This is a genomic window from Priestia sp. 53B2, assembly GCF_056099005.1.
In genome coordinates this window covers 861,007-880,405 of the sequence record NZ_JBLZXA010000020.1, presented here as the reverse complement: position 1 = coordinate 880,405, position 19,399 = coordinate 861,007, and the positions used below count along the sequence as shown (strand labels likewise).

The following is a 19,399-nucleotide window of genomic DNA, read 5'->3' as shown; positions in this document are numbered from 1 at the left end:
AATGACTCTTATCAATAAATGGTTATACTAAAAATGACGGAAAGAAGATAGCTAAAATAACTTAGCTATCTTCTTTTTAAACCATTTACCGATTAATTGATTTTGAAGGCTTAAATACTTTTGTTTATTTTTAGACCAAAGTTGCTTGTTTGACTACTTTTTTCATTTCTTCTGCAACGTTTCTTTTGTCTTTTTCACTTGTAATCCCCCCGCCTACAATCACAAGATCAGGCTGTGACTGCACAACTTCAGGAAGTGTATTCAGTTTAATGCCCCCTGCCACCGCTGTTTTTGCATTTTTCACAACTCGTTTAATCGTTTGAAGCTGATCGAACGGGGTTTCTCCTTCAGCTTGAAGATCATATCCTGTGTGTACACAAATATAGTCAACACCGAGTGCATCGACTTCTTTTGCACGTTGTTCAAGGTTTTTTACATTAATCATATCAACAAGAATTTGTGTTCCTTGTTTTTTGGCCTCTTCTACAGCGCCTTTTATAGTCGAATCATCAGTAGCGCCAAGAATGGTAATAATACTAGCACCCGCTTCAGAAGCTTTCATTACTTCATAAGCACCTGCATCCATAATTTTCAAATCAGCTAATACCTTTAAAGATGGAAAGGCTTCCTTGATTTCTTTGACTGCTTTTAGCCCTTCGTTAATCACAACTGGAGTTCCAATTTCTACAATATCGATATACTCTTGAACCTCCTGCACTACTTCTTTTGCCTCTGAAATATTTACAAGATCCAATGCTAATTGAAGTTCCATACCTACTTCACTCCTTCATTAAATGGGGTTGTCTAGCATGAATTCATTGTAAAACCGTTACTTTCAAAAAAAAAGTAGGCACTTTCAAAACATATAGTCACTAAAAATATACTGTGAACACTTCAGCGCAGCTTATTATTTATATTTATTTTTGAAAATTCTGAATATAGATAGCAACTTATAGCCTTCTCAGGAAAAGATTTTATCCCATATGTGTGGAATTATCCATTTCAGGCTCCATAAAGGTTTCCATATAATTTTTCCCCCACTCGTCCATGCTCTCAAGAATTGGCATCAGACTTCTTCCGGGTTCAGTCAGGGAATATTCAACTTTGGGAGGTACAACCGGATAGACTTTTCGGTGAACGATTTGATCTTCTTCTAATTCTCGCAGCTGACTTACTAACATTCGCTGAGTAATTCCCGGCATCATGGACTTTAACTCACCAAATCGTTTCGTCCCTTCTTTTCCCAGGTGCCACATAATCAACATTTTCCACTTGCCTCCAATAATCGTTAACGTTAATTCCTTTTCACAGTTAAACGTTTTGCTAAAAAGTCTGCTCAATCCTTTTTCCTCCCTTTTTATGCGTAATAGTATAGTTTTAGACACTATATGAAAATAAAGTGTCTACTTATAAAGGAAAATTGTACCTGCTATACTTTAATATGTAAAGGTGGTGAAAGACTATATTCACTGCAATAGACTGTTAAAATAAAGGAGGAGATCAATTGGGCAGTGTAGCTCGTTCACGTGATAATTGTCTCAAGTCTCATTCACCACAAGCGTTAGAAGTGGATTCCATGACCTTTATCTTATTTGGAGCCACAGGAGATTTAGCTAAAAGAAAAATTTTTCCTGCCTTATATAATTTATTTTTAGATAAAAAGCTGCCTTCTTCCTTTTCTATTGTTGGTACAGGTAGAAGCAACTGGTCTGATGATGCCTTTCAAATATATGTAGAAGAATCAGTAAAGACTTTTTCAAGGCGCTTTAGACAAGGTGAATCCAGGATAAAAGAATTTCTTAAGACAGTTCGCTATCATAAAATGGATGTTACCAATAGTGATGGATATGACCAGTTGCTGCATGCTATTCAAGAAGGCGAAGCAGAATTAACTATTCCTGAAAATCGTCTTTTCTATTTATCAGTGGCTCCTGAATTTGTAGACGTTATTGCTTCAAATATAAATAGCGGCGGATTAGGATCTACAAAAGGCTGGAAACGTCTTATTATCGAAAAGCCTTTCGGACACGATTTACAATCTGCTCAAGTGTTAAATCAAAAGCTTACTGAAACGTTCAAAGAGGAAGAGATTTATCGTATCGACCATTATCTTGGAAAACCAATGATTCAAAACTTGGAAGCTTTAGCATCTGCAAACCCTATTTTACAAGCATTATGGAATCATCACTACGTTGCAAACGTTCAAATTACAGCTAGTGAAACAGTTGGTGTAGAAGAAAGAGCGCATTACTATGATCAGGCCGGTGCGATTAGGGATATGTTCCAAAACCATATGCTTCAAATGCTTATGATGACTGCTATGCAGCTGCCAAAGACGCTTAATATCGCAAAAATCCGACGGGAAAAGATAAAAATTATGAAAAGCCTTCGTCCTCTGCAAAAAGAGTTTATCCATTCGAACGTCATAAGAGGTCAATACGAAGCGGGGAAAATCCAAGATCATTCAGTTATAGGATATAGAGAAGAGCCCGGCATCAATGCTTCTTCCGTTAATGACACATTTATAGCAGTCCGGGTATGGATTGATCATGAGCTTTGGAAAGGAGTGCCTTTCTATCTTCGCACAGGAAAAAGAATGAGTAAAAAATGCACGCGTATCATCATTGAATTTAAAAATCCTTTAAAGGATTTTTATACAGACGAAGAAGCCGTTCCTAACCTTTTGGTTGTCGAAATCAGCCCAAATGAAGGTATTTCGCTGCAATTAAACAGCAAAAACCCTTTGAATGACAATAAAATCGAACCCATTTTTATCAATTTCTCAACAAATCAAAGAGAAGTACCCGAAGCTTATGAACTGCTGTTATTTGATGCTTTACAGGGAGACTCCACATTTTTTGCTCATTGGGAAGAAGTTGAATTATCTTGGAAATGGGTGCAACCTATTTTAGAAGTTTTTAATGATGAACGCTTTCCTCTTCATTTTTATCCTGCGGGTACGATGGGACCAGCAGCTTCAAATCATTTGTTAGAAGACGACGGGTTTAAGTGGTGGTGATTACTTTTAATCTCGTTAAAAAGAGGCTGGGATAAAAGTATTTTATTTGAAGAAGGACCCGAACGATGGAGTGAGATTCTTGATGGAGAATCCAACTCGTTCGGATCTTTCATTGTGGTCGTAAACGTAGATTTACTGTATGTAGTTGCTTCTAGTTGTTGATTGGAGGGCAAGACGAAGACTCCCGCGGGAAAAGCGGAACAGGTGAGACCCCGCAGGAGCGTATGCGAGGAAGAGACTCAGCGGTCGCCCGCGGAAAGCGAAGTCTTGCAGGGAAATCAACTGCGGTGCCACAAGCTGTTCAGCTCATGTATATTAGTTGTTCGTCTTTAGATTGAATTCATTTCGTTATGTTTTAACCTCTTTTAAAATATTAAAAATTTATTATTAAAACCTAGTAATGTCACTCATTGATAAAAAATTAAGCTTTCGTATCTTCTTTATTTAATATCAGCCATTTGATTTTTCGATCTCGCTCTTTTCTTTCTTGTTCATCAACCAAATCATATTTCTTCAGCAAATGAAACATCTCGTTTAATGTTGTTTGCGAAGGATTTCGTACGAGAAACTCATCAAATAACGAGCGAATATCTTCTGGCAGCCATTGTGACTGGGAGTTAAACTTCTGCTGTACATCTTCTACCGAGTGGTCTAAATTACACTTACCCATGCCTTTTCCTCCTCTTTTATGTAACTGTTTTTTATTTTTTAGTCTTCTTTGCGTTTAAACGCACTTGGCATCACAACTGCCACAACTTCTCCGGTAGCGACAACGATGTCATTCGCGTATACTTCTGTTTTAACTTTCCACTTCTTCGGGTGAATTTCTTCAACCGTTCCTATCGCTTTTAGTACTTCCCCCTGTGGCGTTGGTTTTTTAAAATCTACGTGAAGAGAACCGGTAACAAACCGCGGCGGCTCTGCTGAATCTCCTATTTCGTAGCCATTTTTACGGTATAGAGCAAGAGATGCAGAGCCTGTTCCGTGGCAATCAATCAGTGATGCAAGAAGTCCCCCATAAACAAATCCTGGTATGGCTGTATGTTCAGCCTTAGGTGTATAAAGGGTAATGGTTTTTTCACCTAGCCATCCTGTCCGAAACTGATAGCCGTCTTGATTTAATCGACCGCAGCCGTAACACCATGCAAAATCATCCGGATATTCGTCTTGAATCGCTTTTACTACTTTTTCCATGGTTCATCACTCCTTTTTTCGGAATATTTTAACACACTTTTTCCTACAATCGTTAGAACTAAACGGACTATTTTCAAGCTTAAATAACTAAAAATCATGGAAGAAAGGCCTCACTTAAAAAATAAGTGAGGCCTTATAGTTAAAATTCTTCATAAGCAGCGGGGTCTTGATTATTAAGTCTTCCATCCTCGCGGTTCAATTCTGAAATCATATTTATCTCAGTTTCATCTAGAGAAAACGAAAAAATGGATATGTTTTCAAGCTGCCGCTTGCGAGATGACGATTTTGGAATTGAAATGGCGCCTAGCTGATAATGCCATCGCAAAATTACTTGTGAAACTGTCTTATTATGACGGTCAGCAATTTGTTTAATTGTTTCATTTTCTAAAACAGCACTTGCCCGCCCTAGTGGACTCCAAGATTCAATTTGAATGTTTTTCTCTTGATACCAATTTCGATATTGATGTTGATTAAAAAAAGGATGCAGTTCTATTTGATTGATACTTGGTAAGATGCCCGTCTCTTTTTCCAAGCGCTCAATATGCTCGGGAAGAAAATTACAAACACCAATTGAACGAATCAAGCCCCAGCGCTTCGCATCAATCAATGCTTGCCAAGCTTCTACATAATGATCTTGTTTAGGATTAGGCCAATGAATAAGATACAAATCGTAATAGTCTAAATTCGCGCGATATAAAGATTCTTGAATGGTAGGAATTGCTTTGTCATACGTATGGTATCGCCCTGGGAGTTTAGACGTAACGAATAGTTCTTGTCTAGAAACCGGTGTTCTTCGGAGAGCTTGTCCCACAGTGCCTTCATTTTCGTAATTATAAGCCGTATCGATTAGACGATACCCTACATCAATCGCACTCGTTATAGCGTTGACTCCTTCATTTCCGTTAAGCTTGTATGTACCAAAGCCTATAGCAGGCAAGGTTACCCCGTCATTAAGGGTTATTTCAGGAATTACTTTACTCATTATTATCCACTCCTTTCGATCATGTCCTAAGGGTAGCATATATTATCCAATACTTGAATAAATTTGCACCACTCATTTTTCCAAAGGAGTGATGCTTTCAACCAATCAAAAAAGTTATTACGGAGAAACCTCCGTTTTAAACTCGTTAACTTCGCACTTTTCTGCTTCTTTCTTGTTTTTAGTTAACGTAAAGAAAGCTACAAAACCTAAAAGCGCCGTACTAAATAAAATAGCAGCCATCGGAATCGCTGTAGTTTCGTTAATACCTACTAAAGGAGAAACAATGGACCCTAAAGTTAATGGAAGCATCCCTAGCACGGCACTCGCACTTCCTGCTCTATGTCCTTGATTTTTCATTGCCAATGTCACGGAGCCTGTGATCGTCATTCCTATAGAGATCATGTAAATAAAAATAGGAATAACGATCGTAGCAAGCGGCCCTTTAAGTATTGTCATGATAAGAAGTACGACAGTAGCACTTACAGCCGTAATTACGGCAATGCGAAGCAGGCTTCTTTCATGAAGAATTCCGCTAAAGCGTCCAATAATAAAGCTTCCTGTCACAATTGCTAAACCGTTAATGCCAAACAAAATGCTAAAAACTTGCGGAGAAACATGGTATATTCCCTGATAGACAAATGGAGTGCCTGATACATAAGCAAAGCTTCCTCCATGGACAAGCCCGACAATTAAGGCATATCCAATAAAAGAACGATCTTGTAATAAACTGCCCATCGTACGAACAGAATGAACAATTGAACTTGGCGTTCTATTTTCAATTGGCAAGGTTTCTTTTAAACGCATTGAAATTGTTAATACAATTAAAAGACCTATTAAGCTTAAAAACAAGAAAATAGTATGCCAGCTGGCAAAAGGCAGAAGTAAAATAGCACCTCCGGCCATTGGTGCTATCATTGGCGCAAAGGCATTGATAACCATTAACAGAGCAAAAAACTTCGTAAGCTCTCTTCCACTAAAAACGTCTCTGACAATCGCGCGAGAAAGAACAACTCCTGCCGAAGCCGTAAACCCTTGTAAAAAGCGTGCGATGACTAAAGCTGTAATAGTAGGAGCCAAAGCACAGAGCAAAGACGATATCATAAATAAAGAGATGGAGATAAGTAAAGGTCGTTTTCGTCCCTTCGCATCACTGATTGGACCGATCACGATTTGACCAATGGCAAGGCCTAGTAAACACGATGTTAAACTAAGCTGAACAAGTGAAGCTCGCGCATCTAAATGATCAGCAATAGCAGGGAAACTTGGCAAATACATATCGATATTAAGCGGACCTAATATCGCAAGCGTGCTAAGAAGAAACGCCAATCCTAGACGTTTTTTTCCAGTTGGGTTATGAAGCATAATAGCAGAGCACCTTCCTTACCTAAATATTGTATTTTCACAGATAACCTTTAGTCTATTGAAAGGCATCTCTTCTGTCTAGGACATTTGTCTAAAGATGTAGGTAAAGTTCCACTCGCAAAGAAGAAGGTATGAGTAATGATATATGGTTAACATAAAAAAACAGCGCTTGAAATATCCTTAAGATCCTTAAAGCGCTGTTTTTTTATATACTATCTAATGCCTGCTGTAAATCTCTCATAATATCTTCCCAAGCTTCCAGTCCAACTGATAAGCGAAGGAGTTCATTTGAGATTCCCATTTCTTTTCGAGCTTCTTCCGGCACAACTGCATGCGTCATCGAGGCAGGATGCTGAATAAGTGTTTCAGCATCTCCAAGACTCACCGCAATGGAAATGAGCTTAAGCTGATTAACCACTTTTACGGTTTCTTCATAACCGCCTTCCACTTCAAAAGAGAGAAGCCCCCCTCCTTTTTTCATTTGCTTTTGCATAAGAGAATAAGCAGTGCTATTTTTATCACCTGGATAATAAACTGCTTTCACCTTGGGGTGGAGACTTAATTGTTTTGCGATATGTTCAGCATTTTCACAGTGACGATCCATTCGAACGGCCAGCGTTTTTAAGCCCCGAAGCAACAGCCAAGCATCAAAAGGTGAAAGAATGCCTCCTATATCTTTTTGCGTCGTTTTGCGCAGTCCGGAAATAATATCTTCGTTCCCCACTACAATTCCTGCGACAACATCTCCGTGTCCACCAATAAATTTAGTTGCACTGTGGATAACTAAGTCGCATCCAAGCTTCAGCGGCTGTTGCAAATAAGGAGTCGAAAACGTATTGTCTACTACCACGGGAATTCCTTTTTGCTTAGCGATAGAAGCAACTAACTCTAAATCTACTAACGTCATAGTTGGGTTAATGGGTGTTTCAATATAAATACATGCTGTATTTTCTCCTATAGCAGCAAGAATTTCGTCTTCTGTTTCCAAGTTGGAAAATGAGTGGTGGATGCGATATTTTTCCTCAAGCATTTCTAGAAGACCAAACGTGCATCCATACACTCCTTTGGAACATAAAATATGATCGCCTGCTTTTGTAATTCCAATCAATGCAGCTGATACGGCAGCCATTCCGGATCCAAAGGCCAAAGCGGCTTCTCCTTCTTCGAGCTGTGCCATACGCTCTTCTAAAATGGTGACCGTTGGATTAGATAACCGGGAATATACATAACCATTTTCTGCTCCGCTAAACCGGTTTGCACCTTGTTCAAGCGATGAAAATGTAAATGTGGAGGTTTGGTAAATAGGCGGAGCTAAACTGTCAAAATGATGTTTAGACTCATACCCTGCGTGAATGGCTTTTGTTTCAAACTGATATTTCTTTTTTTCTTTCATACGGCTTCCCCCTTATGCAAACAAGCGCTGTGCTATTTATATGATGTAAGCGTTTTCTTTTATTATATTTCTCTTTCCTTTTTTCGTTCCCTGCCTTGCCGTTGAGATAAGTCTTCTGCAGACAAAAAAGCGACATGCACACTGCACCTCGCTTTACTTCATCATTTGTTTAATTAATGCTGAATTACGTTTTTTAAATACTTCATTATGAGAAGAAACCATAGCCGCCTTAGCAGCAGAAGGCTGAACGAATTGTTTTGCTTTGTTCACGGCATTGGCAGCATCTTGAAAAGCACCAGTAATCAAATGGACTTTTCCTTCGTGCATGAGAATATCTCCAGCTGCATACACGCCTTCTACGGACGTTTCGCTTGCTGCATTACCTGCGATGTAATAGTCATCAATAGTTTTGATATGTAGTTCACTGCCCTTTAACAGCTCTGTGTCTCTTTCATAGCCGTGATTAATAATAACTTCGTCAATCGGCAAGTAAGCAATTTCACCGGTTTGATGATTAGTCAGTTCAACTTTTTCTATAAATTCATGCGTAGCATCAGCCACTAATTTTGTAATAGATGTATTAAGCAGACACTGCGCTGAACTGTTCGTTAATTGCCTCACTTGTGCTTCATGACCATTTAGTTCACTGTTTCGGTACGCAATATACACTTTTTTAGCAACGGGCTCTAGCTCATTTGCCCAATCAATGGCTGAATTGCCTCCGCCTGAAACAATCACCGTTTTATTTTTAAAATGCTGCAGAGATTTAACCGTATAGTTTAGGTTTGTTACTTCAAATCGTTCTGCTCCTTCAATTTTGAGCTTTTGCGGGTTTAAAATACCTCCTCCGACAGCAAGGATAATGGTTTTAGAGTAATGATGTTCACCTGAAGAACTCGTTAGCTGGAAAATACCATCTTCTAAGCGAGAAATCAATTCAATCTTCTCATTTAAAACAACAGTTGGATCAAACGTCAGCCCTTGTTCGACAAGCTGTTCAATAAGCTTTGCACCAGCAACAGGAGTTTGTCCGCCCACATCCCAAATCATTTTTTCTGGATAAACGTGAAGCTTCCCGCCTAGCTTTGGCTGGTATTCAATCAGCTTTGTTTTCATTTCTCTTAGTCCACTGTAAAAGGCCGAGTAAAGGCCAGCCGGTCCCCCACCGATAATTGTCACATCAAAAAGTTCATGTTGTGTCATGCACGTTCACTCCTTATAATCAACCGTTATTGATTATCATTCTCATTTAAATATACATCTTCTTCAACGTTTTGACAATAAAAATAGCTATTGACATACGAAAACGTTCGAATTATAGTATGTAAAGAAAACGATATTGATAATCATTATCATATATTTGTTGTATTAAACATAAACGGAGGTTCAGATATGGTTCGCCTATATACAGAAGAATTACATATTAGTTATGGTGAACGTCTAATAGTAAAAGATTTAAGCGTTAACATTCCAGACAAAAAGATTACAACGATTATTGGTTCAAACGGATGCGGCAAATCAACGCTTTTAAAAGCCATTACCCGCATTATTTCTCATCAATCTGGTTCCGTTATTTTAGATGGGGAAAACATTTCAAAAGAACATACAAAATCACTCGCTAAAAAAATGGCCATTCTCCCTCAAACGCCAGAAAGTGCCAGCGGCTTAACTGTGGGAGAACTTGTATCTTATGGGCGTTTTCCCTATCAAAAAGGTTTTGGGCGCCTATCAAAAGAAGACTATCACACGATTGACTGGGCACTTGAAGTAACCGGAACAAAAGACTACAAGTTTCGTCCCGTTGACTCTCTTTCAGGCGGTCAGCGTCAGCGAGTGTGGATTGCGATGGCTTTAGCTCAAGAAACCGATATTATATTTCTCGATGAGCCTACTACCTACTTGGATATGGCACATCAGTTAGAAGTGCTAGAACTCCTGCAAAAACTAAACAAAGAGCAGGAGCGTACAGTTGTAATGGTGCTTCATGATTTAAATCAAGCCGCTCGGTTCGCGGATTATATCATTGCTTTAAAAGATGGAGAAATTGTCAAAGCCGGAACGTGTGAACAAGTCATTACACATGACGTTCTAAAAAAAGTTTTTCATATTGATGCTGAAATTGGACGAGATCCGAGAACAAATAAACCGATGTGTATCACGTATAATTTATTAAGAGGAGATAACTAAATGAAAAAACTACTACTTCCATTCATGCTCATATTCGTACTACTTATCAGTGCCTGCGGCAACGGTTCAACTGAAAGCAAAAACGATTCTAGTAAAAGAAACAGCGAATCCAAAACGATTACATATCAATCTGAAGACGGCCCTGTAAAAGTTCCGTCTAATCCGAAACGTGTTGTTGTGTTAGGTTCCTATGCAGGTAACGTACTTTCTTTAGGTGTTAACATTGTAGGAGTGGACTCATGGTCTAAAATGAATCCCCGCTTTGAAAAAAAATTAAAAGGCGTTGAAGAAGTATCAGACGAAAATTTAGAAAAGATCATTGAATTAAAGCCTGACTTAATTATTGGCTTATCCAATACAAAAAACATTGATAAATTGAAAAAAATTGCCCCTACTGTGACGTATACATACAATAAAGTAGATTACCTTACTCAGCATGTAGAAATCGGAAAGCTCTTAAATAAAGAAAAAGAAGCACAATCATGGGTAGACGACTTTAAAAAGCGTGCGGCAAAAGCTGGATCTGACATCAAAGCTAAAATTGGCGAAGATACCACGGTTTCGGTTATTGAGAACTTTGACAAGCAGCTTTATGTGTTTGGCGATAACTGGGGACGCGGAACTGAAATTCTTTATCAAGAAATGAAATTAAAGATGCCGGAGAAAGTAAAGGAAATGGCTTTGAAAGATGGGTACTATGCGATTTCACCGGAGGTTCTTCCTGAATATGCCGGAGATTATTTAATCTTTAGCAAAAACCAAGATGGAGATACATCATTTGAGAAAACAAATACGTACAAGAATATTCCTGCTGTAAAGAATAATCACGTATTTGAAGCGAATGCAAAAGAATTTTATTTTAATGATCCAATCACATTAGATTATCAATTAGATTTCTTTACTCAAAAATTTCTTGGTAAGTAATTCATTCAAGAGGAATTCTTTTTAGAATTCCTCTTGCTTTGTTTTACTAAATTTATTCTTACATGAAAAGATGGGTGTTATATGAAAAAAGACAATCAGCGTTTCATTCCTTTTTTATATAAATTAATAGGTATGCTGCTCGTATTCATCATAATGTTTGTTTCTTCAATGGTTTTTGGCGCTGCTGATATATCAATAAAAGATGTGTGGCTAGCACTTTCATCAAGCAGTGTAAACGAACAGATTTCGATCATCCGAGATATTCGTTTACCTCGTGAAATTGCCGCTGTTTTTGTTGGCGCTGCTTTATCAGTATCAGGGGCGATTATGCAAGGTATGACAAGAAATCCTCTTGCAGATCCAGGACTTTTAGGCTTAACTTCTGGTGCAAATGCAGCTTTAGCTGTAACAATTGCCTTTATCCCTTCTGTAAATTATTTAGGTATTACGATTGCTTGCTTTATCGGAGCTGCGGTTGGCGCAATTTTGGTATTTGGAATTGCTGCTATAAAAAGAGGCGGTTTTTCTCCGCTTCGAATTGTACTAGCCGGGGCTGCCGTTTCAGCGTTTCTTTATGCGATCGGAGAAGGCGTCGGTATTTACTTTAAAATTTCAAAAGATGTATCAATGTGGACAGCTGGCGGAATGGTAGGCACTTCTTGGGAACAGCTTCAAATCATTGTTCCTTTTATTGTTGGAGGTATATTCATTGCCCTTCTACTTTCTAGGCAGCTTACTATTTTAAGCTTAAATGAAGAAGTCGCTGTAGGATTAGGGCAGCAAACGTCAAAAGTCAAAACCATTTTATTTATCGTCATGATTCTTCTTGCCGGCGCTTCTGTGGCGCTAGTCGGAAACATGGTATTTATCGGCTTGATGATTCCTCATATTGTACGAGGAGTAGTAGGAACCGACTATCGTTATATTATCCCTATGTCCGCTATCACTGGCGCAGCGTTCATGCTGCTGGCGGATACATTGGCCCGAACAGTAAGTGCTCCTTATGAAACACCGATAGCAGCAATTGTATCGATGATTGGTTTACCTTTCTTTTTAGTCATTGTTCGTAAAGGAGGAAAAGCATTCTCATGATTCACCCAGCGCTTATTAGAAAACAACGAATAATTATGACTCTGCTCACTGCTTTGATTCTTGTAACGATTGTGATAGGAATGGGGCTCGGTGATGCACCGCTTGCTTATAATAAAGTGTTTCCTACTCTTTTTGGTAAAGGGAATTTTACAGATGAGTTCGTTCTTTTTTCAATTCGACTTCCGCGAATTCTCATTACCCTTTTAGCCGGAATGGCTCTTGCTTTGTCAGGAGCTATCTTACAAGGGGTTACGCGCAATGATTTAGCGGAACCTGGAATTATAGGAATTAATTCAGGGGCAGGTGTCGCAATTGCTGTATTCTTTTTATTTTTCCCAATTGAAGCTGGCTCTTTCGTCTATGCCCTTCCGTTAGTAGGATTCATTGGCGCCTTATTTACAGCTGGTCTTATCTATCTTTGCGCATATAGTAAAAGCCAAGGGCTGCAGCCTGTAAAGCTTATTTTAACAGGCGTAGGTTTTTCCATGGCTCTTTCTGGAATGATGGTTGTGATTATGTCATCAGCTGATCGTGCCAAAGTTGATTTTATTGCTAAATGGATTGCAGGAAACATTTGGGGAACAGACTGGCCTTTTATATGGGCTCTTCTACCTTGGCTTCTTGTATTAATTCCTTTTATATTGTATAAAGCGAATTCATTAAATATTTTTAACTTAAATGAAGCTGCAGCTATTGGAGTAGGTATCTCTATGGAGAAAGAGCGTGTAACATTGCTTTTAGCAGCGGTTGCATTAGCGGCAGCAGCAGTTTCAGTTACAGGCGGCGTAGCTTTCATTGGGCTTCTTGCTCCTCATATTGCAAAGGGCTTAGTTGGACCGAGAAACCAGCTTTTTATTCCCGTTGCTATTTTACTTGGCGGCTGGCTTTTGTTAATTGCAGATACAATAGGACATAACATTGCCGATCCTAACGGCGTACCAGCAGGAATTATCGCCGCCGTAATCGGTGCTCCTTATTTTGTTTATTTGCTTTTAAAAAAATAACAAACGAGGCTGAGAGATAACAACAGCAATCCACTCTAAAAACGAACCACTAATCAAACATTTTGATTAGTGGTTCGTTTTTCACTTCAGCTAAAATACTTTTATCCCAGCCTCAGTTTTTATTTTTTTGTCGTTCATCTGCAGCATTCGCTCTAGCCTGTGCTTCTAAATCATCTTGGTCTGCTAATTCACGAGAAAACTCTTCGTCCACTCCATCTGCTTTAGATGCAGGATAATCCGCTACCTTTTTTAATTGTTTTTTAAACTCTTTTTCATTCATAATGAACACTCCTTTATTCTAGACTGTTATTAGTATGCGTTTGTCATTTCTGCACTATGTGGAGAAAGAAGGAATTTCTCCAATAAGAACGAAAGCATACGTAACGAGAAAAAGAAAGGATGTTTTATATGATCATCATTATTACGCTCTCTATTATCGTTGTATTTGTTGTGTTACTGCTGTGCGTAGTTACTACTTTAAAAGCTTATGATTACAAACATACCGTAGATCCTCTTACAAAAAAACAAGATGAAAAAAAGTAGGTGCGCTCGTTTCACACCTACTTTTTGCATTAGCCATGCAGTGATTTTAAATCACGATCGTTTAATTGAAATGCTTGCTTAATTTTGTCTTCCAAGTTTTTCGTTACTCTTCGCTTCCCCACTTCAACCAATGCAATTAAAGAAAAACTGCAGTTCACTGCTTGAGCAAAGCTGCGCTGATTCATATTGTAGTTTTTCCGAATGTTTTTTACCATTTCTTTATCCATTTACACTCACTCCGCTTAACTGAATATACTCGTTTCTACTTCAATTCAAGTTACATGTTCATCTAGCTGCCGACAGAGCATGAGAAATTGCTGCTGTTCTTCTTCTTCATAGCATGCAAACAATTTTTCAACCCCTTGCTGCATGTCTTTCTCCGCAGCTTGAATCACTTCTTTTCCTTTGTTGGTAAGTTCAACCATAACTTTACGTCGATCTCTTTTTGAATGGTAGCGCTCCACAAGATTCAGTTCATACAAACGTGTAATCGATGCTGTAATAACGCTTGGGCTCGCCTTTATCTCGTCTGCCACTTTGGTGACAGGCATTGTATGTGCACGTTCAACAATCAGTAAAATATGATATTGAAAAGGGGTAATTCCGTAATGCTGTAAAAGGCTTTTTACATTTGTCATTACTTTTTTGTTTAAAGATATTGAAATTCTTTGAATTTCTTCACCAAATATCAATGGATCCATCCACCTCACTGCCCCTTTCTCTCCAACATGTTTTATGATGAACTTTAGATTTCTATAGCTTCTTATGAATTTATACTTTTTGGAGCTGGAAGCATACGAATATCTTCCTCTTGAGCTTCTGATTTCTTTTCTTCGACTACTTTATCTTTACGTACGTCACGAAGGAAGAAACTTAAAATTAAACCGATAACAGAAATCGCTGTTGCCCAGTAAAAAGCGTCATTAATACCTTGAATCGTACCTTGCTGCGTCATTTTTCCAGATAAGATCGTCAGAGCTTGCTGCTGAGCTTGATCTTGTGATAAATGCAAAGTAGCTGCCACTTTTTGAACAAATAAATGAAAGCTATTCATAAACAATGGATCTGACGTATTCATGGAACTGCTGATTTCATTTACGTGATACGTTGTACGGTTAGTAAAAATAGTTGTCATTAAACTAATACCAATTGAACCACTTACTTGACGAAGCGTATTAGACATCGACGTCCCGTGACTGCTTAGTCGCTGTGGAAGCTGATTCAAACCGGCTGTCATAATTGGCATCATTAAAAGTGACATACCGAACGAGCGGATAATATAAATCGCTAAAATATGATTAAACGGTGTATCCATCGTCAGCTTCGTAAATTCAAACGTTGAAATAGATGTAATGAGCATACCCACGATCGCTAGCGGACGAGGTCCCACTTTATCGAATAACGTACCTGAAATCGGCGACATAACCAGCATAACAAGTGCGCCAGGAAGCAGCAGGAGTCCTGAATCAAAAGCAGAATAGCCGCGGATATTTTGCAAGTAAATTGGAAGCAAGAACATACCTGCGTACATACTGATTGTAATTGCAATACTAATGATATTTGATAATGAAAAAATATTATATTTAAACACGCGCATATCCAATAGCGGCTTTTCAGATTTAATTTGCTGAAGAACAAATATAATTAAAAGCACTGCTCCGCCAATGATTGTAGAAAGAACAACTGAATCCGTCCAGCCGTCATTTCCAGCTTCACTAAATCCGTAAAGCAATAATCCCATCCCTGCAAGTGATGTCACAACAGAAGGCATGTGAACTTTTACATCCTTTGGAGGCTGAATGTCTTTTAATTGAAAGAAAGCAATAATTAATACAATGGCACCTAATGGAACCATTCCGTTAAAAAGGATGTGCCAATCATAGTTTTGGATAACCCATCCAGATAACGTTGGTCCAATAGCCGGTGCGAACATCATGGCTAAACCAAAAATCCCCATCCCTTTTCCTCGCATATGAGGAGGGAAAATAAACACAATAATGGTCATAACAAGAGGCGATAAGACACCTCCGCCAATTGCTTGAATTAAACGGCCGGTAAGCATAATCGAAAATGTAGGTGCAATTCCGCAAATCAATGACCCTACTGTAAAACAAAACATTGCGAATAAGAACAAGCGACGCACACCAAAACGTTCAATTAAAAATGCAGAAAGCGGAATTAACGCTCCGTTCACAAGCATATATCCTGTTAACAACCACTGAGCTGTATTTGCTGTTACGCCAAACTCAGTAATCAAATGCGGGATGGCTACGTTTAATAACGTTTGGTTCAATATCGCAAGAAACAAACCAAGCATTAAAACAATTAATAGCGGAATATGCTTTTTGATGGATCCATCACTTGTGTTCTCTATACTGGCTGTCATCGTATTTCCTCCCTTCTTGAACTTTTGTAGTAACAATTAGTCTTTTGAAATTTTTACTTCAGCGTTCATACCTGGCAGTACATGCTCTGAATAATTAGAAATAGAAATTTTTACAGGAACCGTTTGAGACACTTTTGTGTAGTTTCCATCTGAGCTTGAGTTAGATGTTAAAGATGAAAGTGAATTAGTTGCATATCCAATTTCTTCGACTTTGCCGTCAATTTTTGCACTGCTGTCTCCGTCTACCGTTACATCCACATCGTCGCCTTCTTTAATATCTTTAAGCTGATCTTCTTTGATGTTGGCTACGATAAATAGGTCTTTCATATCTACTTCAGTTGCAATTTGCTGTCCAGCTTGAACCATTTGATTTTCTTTTACATTTGTTTGAATAATCTTTCCATCTGCTGGTACTGTGGCAGCTACAGATCCTTTTTCAGCTTGAATCTTTGCAATTTCAGCATCTTTTGAGACCTCATTTCCTTCTTCTACTGTCCAGCTTGCTACTTTACCTGCTGCAGGTGCAACTACGTTGTATACATCTCCAGATACTTTAGCGTTATCAGTTGTAATATAGTTCGATTTTTGAACGTAATAATATCCTCCTCCAATTAATAAAGCTAAAATAACGATGATACCAATAAAATTTGTTACCATTAAGCGACTTCTAGACATTCATTACTCCTCCTTAATATTTCAATAACAAAAATACTTTTTTATATAGCTTTTTCACAAAGTTATTATCCTCATCTATTTAAGAGGAAATATATCTTTATGATCATCTATTTGGTTAACCACCTAAATAACTTTATCACAAAGATATTTTTTTCGTAAAGATATTAATTTAAAAATAATCATGGTAGCTAAAGATAATCATTGCCATCCTTTACAATTGTTTCATTTTATTTTAGAGTTAATTTATATATGTCCGTAGTGTACAAGGAGATGGAAGCTAGCATGGATAACAATTTAGAGTCAAAAATTGAACACCTTTATCAAATTAACACATCTTTTTTTCAATATATGCGACATTTAGTCGAAGAAACATTAAAAACACAGCCTTATCACCTAACACCCACTAAATTTTATATCTTAAACTACATTGCCAGCGGCACAAAGTATATGGTAGCAGATATTTCAAATAAACTTCACTTAACCTCAGGCGCTACAACTAGCTTATTAAATCAATTGGAAGAAGAATCTCTCATTCAGCGCGTGCGAGATGAAAAAGACCGGAGAGTCGTGTGGGTTTCATTGACCGATGAATCAAAAAAACTTGTTTCAATGATTACAGAGAAGCGAAATGGATTTTTAAAAGATATGCTAGCAGCTCTAACTGTAGAAGAACAAGAAGAATATTTTCGCTTATTAAATAAAATGGACGCCCTTTTAAGTGATAAATATGGATTTTCATATTAGATTATCCAAAAGAGCTCCGCTTCGAATTGAAGCGAAGCTCTTTGCTATTTTAGAAAGCCGAACTCATTAACACACCTGCTTTATCAGGAAAATCAATAAAAGGATTTCGGTTGCCTTGCAACTCAAAGATTGCTGCATTGCGATGTTTTTCATAAAGTGTAACAGTAAATTCTTCATGCCATTTTAGTAAAAGAGGAAGATCCACTCGTGAAGAGTCAATTTTATTATGATAGCGAATTAAAAAATAAAGCGTAGCCCGAGCCACAATTCCTTTTCCATATTCGGGTTCAAACTTACCTTTTTCTGCTTTGCCGCACCCTTCTTTCACATCTGATTGCTTTACTTCTGGTGTATAATCCGGGAAGTCAATATAAGAAGAATTACCTCTTCGACTGTTACAAGAAGGTTCACACGCAAATAAATGATGCAAATCGCCTCTCATAGGCTCTTGTTTTCCAAACCAAGATTGCGGGACAACGTGCTCACAGTTTAGCAGTATATCATTGCTTAAAAGAGATGAGTTACTAAGCGAATGAAGTTGATCAATATCTTGCTGTATGGTTTCTAACGGATCCATCCCTTTCCCTGAGTATAGACTTTTCAGCTCCCCATTCTCCTGTAGATCCACCCATGGATATACATATTTATGCGGCGAATAACTTAGCAAATGCTGATGCGTTTCCGTTAACAAAGTTTGCATAGCTTCTCTTTCAAAGAGTGTATCATGATAATAAAGATTTTTATTTTCTTCATCCGTCTTTTCATTATAATAACTTCGGTTGTTTACGTATTCGTGATAAAGAGCTTGTGCCTGCTGCTTTTCCATCATTAACATATCTAAACTGCTTCTCATCCGATCACCTCTGAAGTCATTTGACGTTGAATTTCACGCAACAGCTTTTCAACAACGGTCAAGTGCACAAATCCGTTTCCTACTTCTCTTGGTGATTCATTTAATGGAAGTGTTCTTCTGATTAACTGTGCATAAAGCTCTGGTTCCGTAAGCTCTCTTCCAAACATTTCATTTGAAAGAACTTTTATCAATGCTAAGGCCCCTGCTACGTGAGGTGTTGCCATAGAGGTTCCGCTCAGTGCGGCATACTTTCCATTCAAGTAAGTTGATACGATCTTCTCTCCCGGAGCCACTACATCTACTTCGTTGTTTGAGTTGGAAAATACCGAAGATCGTTTCTCTAAATCAACAGCTCCTACGCTAATCACTTCATTATATGACCCTGGGTACGCAAACTCATCTGTGGAGCCTTCTCCATCTCCTTCATTTCCCGCTGCGCAGACAACTAAAATATTCTGATCAACAGCAGCTTGAATCGCTTCATGTAGCTCAGGCACGTCTGCCGGACCTCCAAGCGACATCGAAATGATATCTACTTTTTGCTTAATGGCGTAGGTAATACCTTCAATAATCCACTCATATTGACCTGAACCATTTCCATCAAGTACTTTCAGAATAAGTAAATTCACTTCAGGAGCCACTCCTACAACACCCGTTCCATTATGCGCTGCTGCAATTGTGCCTGCTACGTGAGTACCGTGACCATTATAATCTTGAAAAATATCTGGATTTTGTTGATCATCATGCGTGAAATTTCTTCCTCCAATAATTCGTTCCTGTAAATCTGGATGTGTAATATCACAGCCGGTATCCAAAACCGCTATGGTTATTCCCCGTCCCTTTGTTTGCTTCCATACTTGCTCTGCTCCAATTAGAGCGACTCCTTGCGGGACTTCATTAAATTGATTCAATTGTTCAACTACTTGAAATGGGATAATGCGCACTTTGCTCTTCATTCAGATTCCCCCTGCAGGATTAAATGGAAGTTAGTTCATGGTGGGATCACTTTTAATCGCTTATTTTGGAGCTTACTCATCGAGG

General features: G+C 38.3%; 23 protein-coding genes. 8 read left to right on the top strand and 15 right to left on the bottom strand.

Going from position 1 to position 19,399, the window contains the following annotated elements; genetic code table 11:
* Positions 1-130: 130 nt before the first annotated feature.
* Positions 131-772 (bottom strand): 3-hexulose-6-phosphate synthase, encoded by a 642-nt coding sequence (gene hxlA, locus ACN6NE_RS18640; protein ID WP_474326455.1) that lies wholly within the window; start codon positions 770-772, stop codon positions 131-133.
* A 202-nt stretch (positions 773-974) separates the two neighbouring features.
* On the bottom strand, positions 975-1,340 hold the full coding sequence (locus ACN6NE_RS18635) for a winged helix-turn-helix transcriptional regulator (protein ID WP_129707366.1): 366 nt from the start codon (positions 1,338-1,340) through the stop codon (positions 975-977).
* A 164-nt stretch (positions 1,341-1,504) separates the two neighbouring features.
* Here ACN6NE_RS18635 and zwf point away from each other — a divergent pair, with 164 nt between their 5' ends.
* Positions 1,505-3,019, top strand: coding sequence for a glucose-6-phosphate dehydrogenase (zwf, locus tag ACN6NE_RS18630; RefSeq protein WP_474326452.1), 1,515 nt, complete (start codon positions 1,505-1,507; stop codon positions 3,017-3,019).
* A gap of 158 nt (positions 3,020-3,177) precedes the next feature.
* Positions 3,178-3,357: a hypothetical protein gene (locus ACN6NE_RS18625; RefSeq protein ID WP_474326450.1), complete on the top strand. Its 180-nt coding sequence runs from the start codon at positions 3,178-3,180 to the stop codon at positions 3,355-3,357.
* An 83-nt stretch (positions 3,358-3,440) separates the two neighbouring features.
* Here the strand turns inward: ACN6NE_RS18625 and ACN6NE_RS18620 are convergent, their stop codons facing one another.
* The 6 genes from ACN6NE_RS18620 to ACN6NE_RS18595 form a co-directional block, all read right to left on the bottom strand.
* Positions 3,441-3,689 carry a group-specific protein gene (locus tag ACN6NE_RS18620; RefSeq protein WP_129707359.1) on the bottom strand — a complete coding sequence of 83 codons (249 nt, stop codon included), beginning with the start codon at positions 3,687-3,689 and terminating at the stop codon, positions 3,441-3,443.
* Between the two features lie 38 nt (positions 3,690-3,727).
* Complete coding sequence (locus ACN6NE_RS18615) at positions 3,728-4,213, bottom strand: PaaI family thioesterase (RefSeq protein ID WP_129707357.1); 486 nt, start codon at positions 4,211-4,213, stop codon at positions 3,728-3,730.
* Positions 4,214-4,352: 139 nt separating this feature from the next.
* Positions 4,353-5,195: an aldo/keto reductase gene (locus ACN6NE_RS18610; RefSeq protein WP_129707356.1), complete on the bottom strand. Its 843-nt coding sequence runs from the start codon at positions 5,193-5,195 to the stop codon at positions 4,353-4,355.
* Positions 5,196-5,312: 117 nt separating this feature from the next.
* Positions 5,313-6,557, bottom strand: coding sequence for a Bcr/CflA family efflux MFS transporter (locus ACN6NE_RS18605; protein WP_129707354.1), 1,245 nt, complete (start codon positions 6,555-6,557; stop codon positions 5,313-5,315).
* Between the two features lie 205 nt (positions 6,558-6,762).
* Positions 6,763-7,950: a methionine gamma-lyase gene (gene megL / locus ACN6NE_RS18600; RefSeq protein ID WP_474326445.1), complete on the bottom strand. Its 1,188-nt coding sequence runs from the start codon at positions 7,948-7,950 to the stop codon at positions 6,763-6,765.
* A 153-nt stretch (positions 7,951-8,103) separates the two neighbouring features.
* Positions 8,104-9,153 carry an NAD(P)/FAD-dependent oxidoreductase gene (locus ACN6NE_RS18595; RefSeq protein ID WP_129707350.1) on the bottom strand — a complete coding sequence of 350 codons (1,050 nt, stop codon included), beginning with the start codon at positions 9,151-9,153 and terminating at the stop codon, positions 8,104-8,106.
* A 189-nt stretch (positions 9,154-9,342) separates the two neighbouring features.
* Between ACN6NE_RS18595 and ACN6NE_RS18590 the strand changes: the two genes are divergently transcribed.
* The 4 genes from ACN6NE_RS18590 to ACN6NE_RS18575 all read left to right on the top strand — a co-directional run bounded on the left by ACN6NE_RS18590 (position 9,343) and on the right by ACN6NE_RS18575 (position 13,157).
* Positions 9,343-10,137, top strand: a complete 795-nt coding sequence (locus ACN6NE_RS18590) for an ABC transporter ATP-binding protein (protein WP_045291492.1) — start codon at positions 9,343-9,345, stop codon at positions 10,135-10,137.
* On the top strand, positions 10,138-11,061 hold the full coding sequence (locus tag ACN6NE_RS18585; RefSeq protein ID WP_129707348.1) for an iron-hydroxamate ABC transporter substrate-binding protein: 924 nt from the start codon (positions 10,138-10,140) through the stop codon (positions 11,059-11,061).
* Positions 11,062-11,142: 81 nt separating this feature from the next.
* Positions 11,143-12,153, top strand: a complete 1,011-nt coding sequence (locus ACN6NE_RS18580; protein WP_303530256.1) for a FecCD family ABC transporter permease — start codon at positions 11,143-11,145, stop codon at positions 12,151-12,153.
* A complete protein-coding gene (locus tag ACN6NE_RS18575) occupies positions 12,150-13,157 on the top strand; it encodes a FecCD family ABC transporter permease (protein WP_474326440.1) in 1,008 nt (335 codons plus the stop codon). The genes ACN6NE_RS18580 and ACN6NE_RS18575 overlap by 4 nt, the downstream gene beginning before the upstream one ends.
* A 112-nt stretch (positions 13,158-13,269) precedes the next feature.
* Here the strand turns inward: ACN6NE_RS18575 and ACN6NE_RS18570 are convergent, their stop codons facing one another.
* On the bottom strand, positions 13,270-13,437 hold the full coding sequence (locus ACN6NE_RS18570; RefSeq protein ID WP_129707342.1) for a YfhD family protein: 168 nt from the start codon (positions 13,435-13,437) through the stop codon (positions 13,270-13,272).
* Positions 13,438-13,565: 128 nt separating this feature from the next.
* Here ACN6NE_RS18570 and ytzI point away from each other — a divergent pair, with 128 nt between their 5' ends.
* Complete coding sequence (gene ytzI, locus ACN6NE_RS18565; RefSeq protein ID WP_474326437.1) at positions 13,566-13,700, top strand: YtzI protein; 135 nt, start codon at positions 13,566-13,568, stop codon at positions 13,698-13,700.
* Between the two features lie 29 nt (positions 13,701-13,729).
* Here ytzI and ACN6NE_RS18560 read toward each other — a convergent pair whose 3' ends face one another.
* The 4 genes from ACN6NE_RS18560 to ACN6NE_RS18545 form a co-directional block, all read right to left on the bottom strand.
* Positions 13,730-13,927 carry a helix-turn-helix domain-containing protein gene (locus ACN6NE_RS18560; protein WP_474326435.1) on the bottom strand — a complete coding sequence of 66 codons (198 nt, stop codon included), beginning with the start codon at positions 13,925-13,927 and terminating at the stop codon, positions 13,730-13,732.
* Between the two features lie 45 nt (positions 13,928-13,972).
* Positions 13,973-14,401, bottom strand: coding sequence for a MarR family winged helix-turn-helix transcriptional regulator (locus tag ACN6NE_RS18555; protein ID WP_129707336.1), 429 nt, complete (start codon positions 14,399-14,401; stop codon positions 13,973-13,975).
* Positions 14,402-14,463: 62 nt separating this feature from the next.
* Positions 14,464-16,086: a DHA2 family efflux MFS transporter permease subunit gene (locus ACN6NE_RS18550; RefSeq protein ID WP_474326432.1), complete on the bottom strand. Its 1,623-nt coding sequence runs from the start codon at positions 16,084-16,086 to the stop codon at positions 14,464-14,466.
* Between the two features lie 36 nt (positions 16,087-16,122).
* Positions 16,123-16,761, bottom strand: a complete 639-nt coding sequence (locus ACN6NE_RS18545; protein ID WP_474326429.1) for a biotin/lipoyl-containing protein — start codon at positions 16,759-16,761, stop codon at positions 16,123-16,125.
* A gap of 282 nt (positions 16,762-17,043) precedes the next feature.
* On the opposite strand from ACN6NE_RS18545, the gene ACN6NE_RS18540 reads away from it, so the two are divergent.
* Positions 17,044-17,505, top strand: coding sequence for a MarR family winged helix-turn-helix transcriptional regulator (locus ACN6NE_RS18540; RefSeq protein WP_129707332.1), 462 nt, complete (start codon positions 17,044-17,046; stop codon positions 17,503-17,505).
* A gap of 49 nt (positions 17,506-17,554) precedes the next feature.
* On the opposite strand, the gene ACN6NE_RS18535 is transcribed toward ACN6NE_RS18540, so the two are convergent.
* Both ACN6NE_RS18535 and ACN6NE_RS18530 read right to left on the bottom strand, forming a co-directional pair.
* The gene (locus tag ACN6NE_RS18535; protein WP_474326426.1) at positions 17,555-18,358 is read right to left on the bottom strand and encodes an endonuclease I family protein; all 804 of its coding nucleotides are present in this window, start codon (positions 18,356-18,358) and stop codon (positions 17,555-17,557) included.
* Positions 18,355-19,314: a S8 family peptidase gene (locus tag ACN6NE_RS18530; RefSeq protein ID WP_129707328.1), complete on the bottom strand. Its 960-nt coding sequence runs from the start codon at positions 19,312-19,314 to the stop codon at positions 18,355-18,357. The genes ACN6NE_RS18535 and ACN6NE_RS18530 overlap by 4 nt, the downstream gene beginning before the upstream one ends.
* Positions 19,315-19,399: the final 85 nt, after the last annotated feature.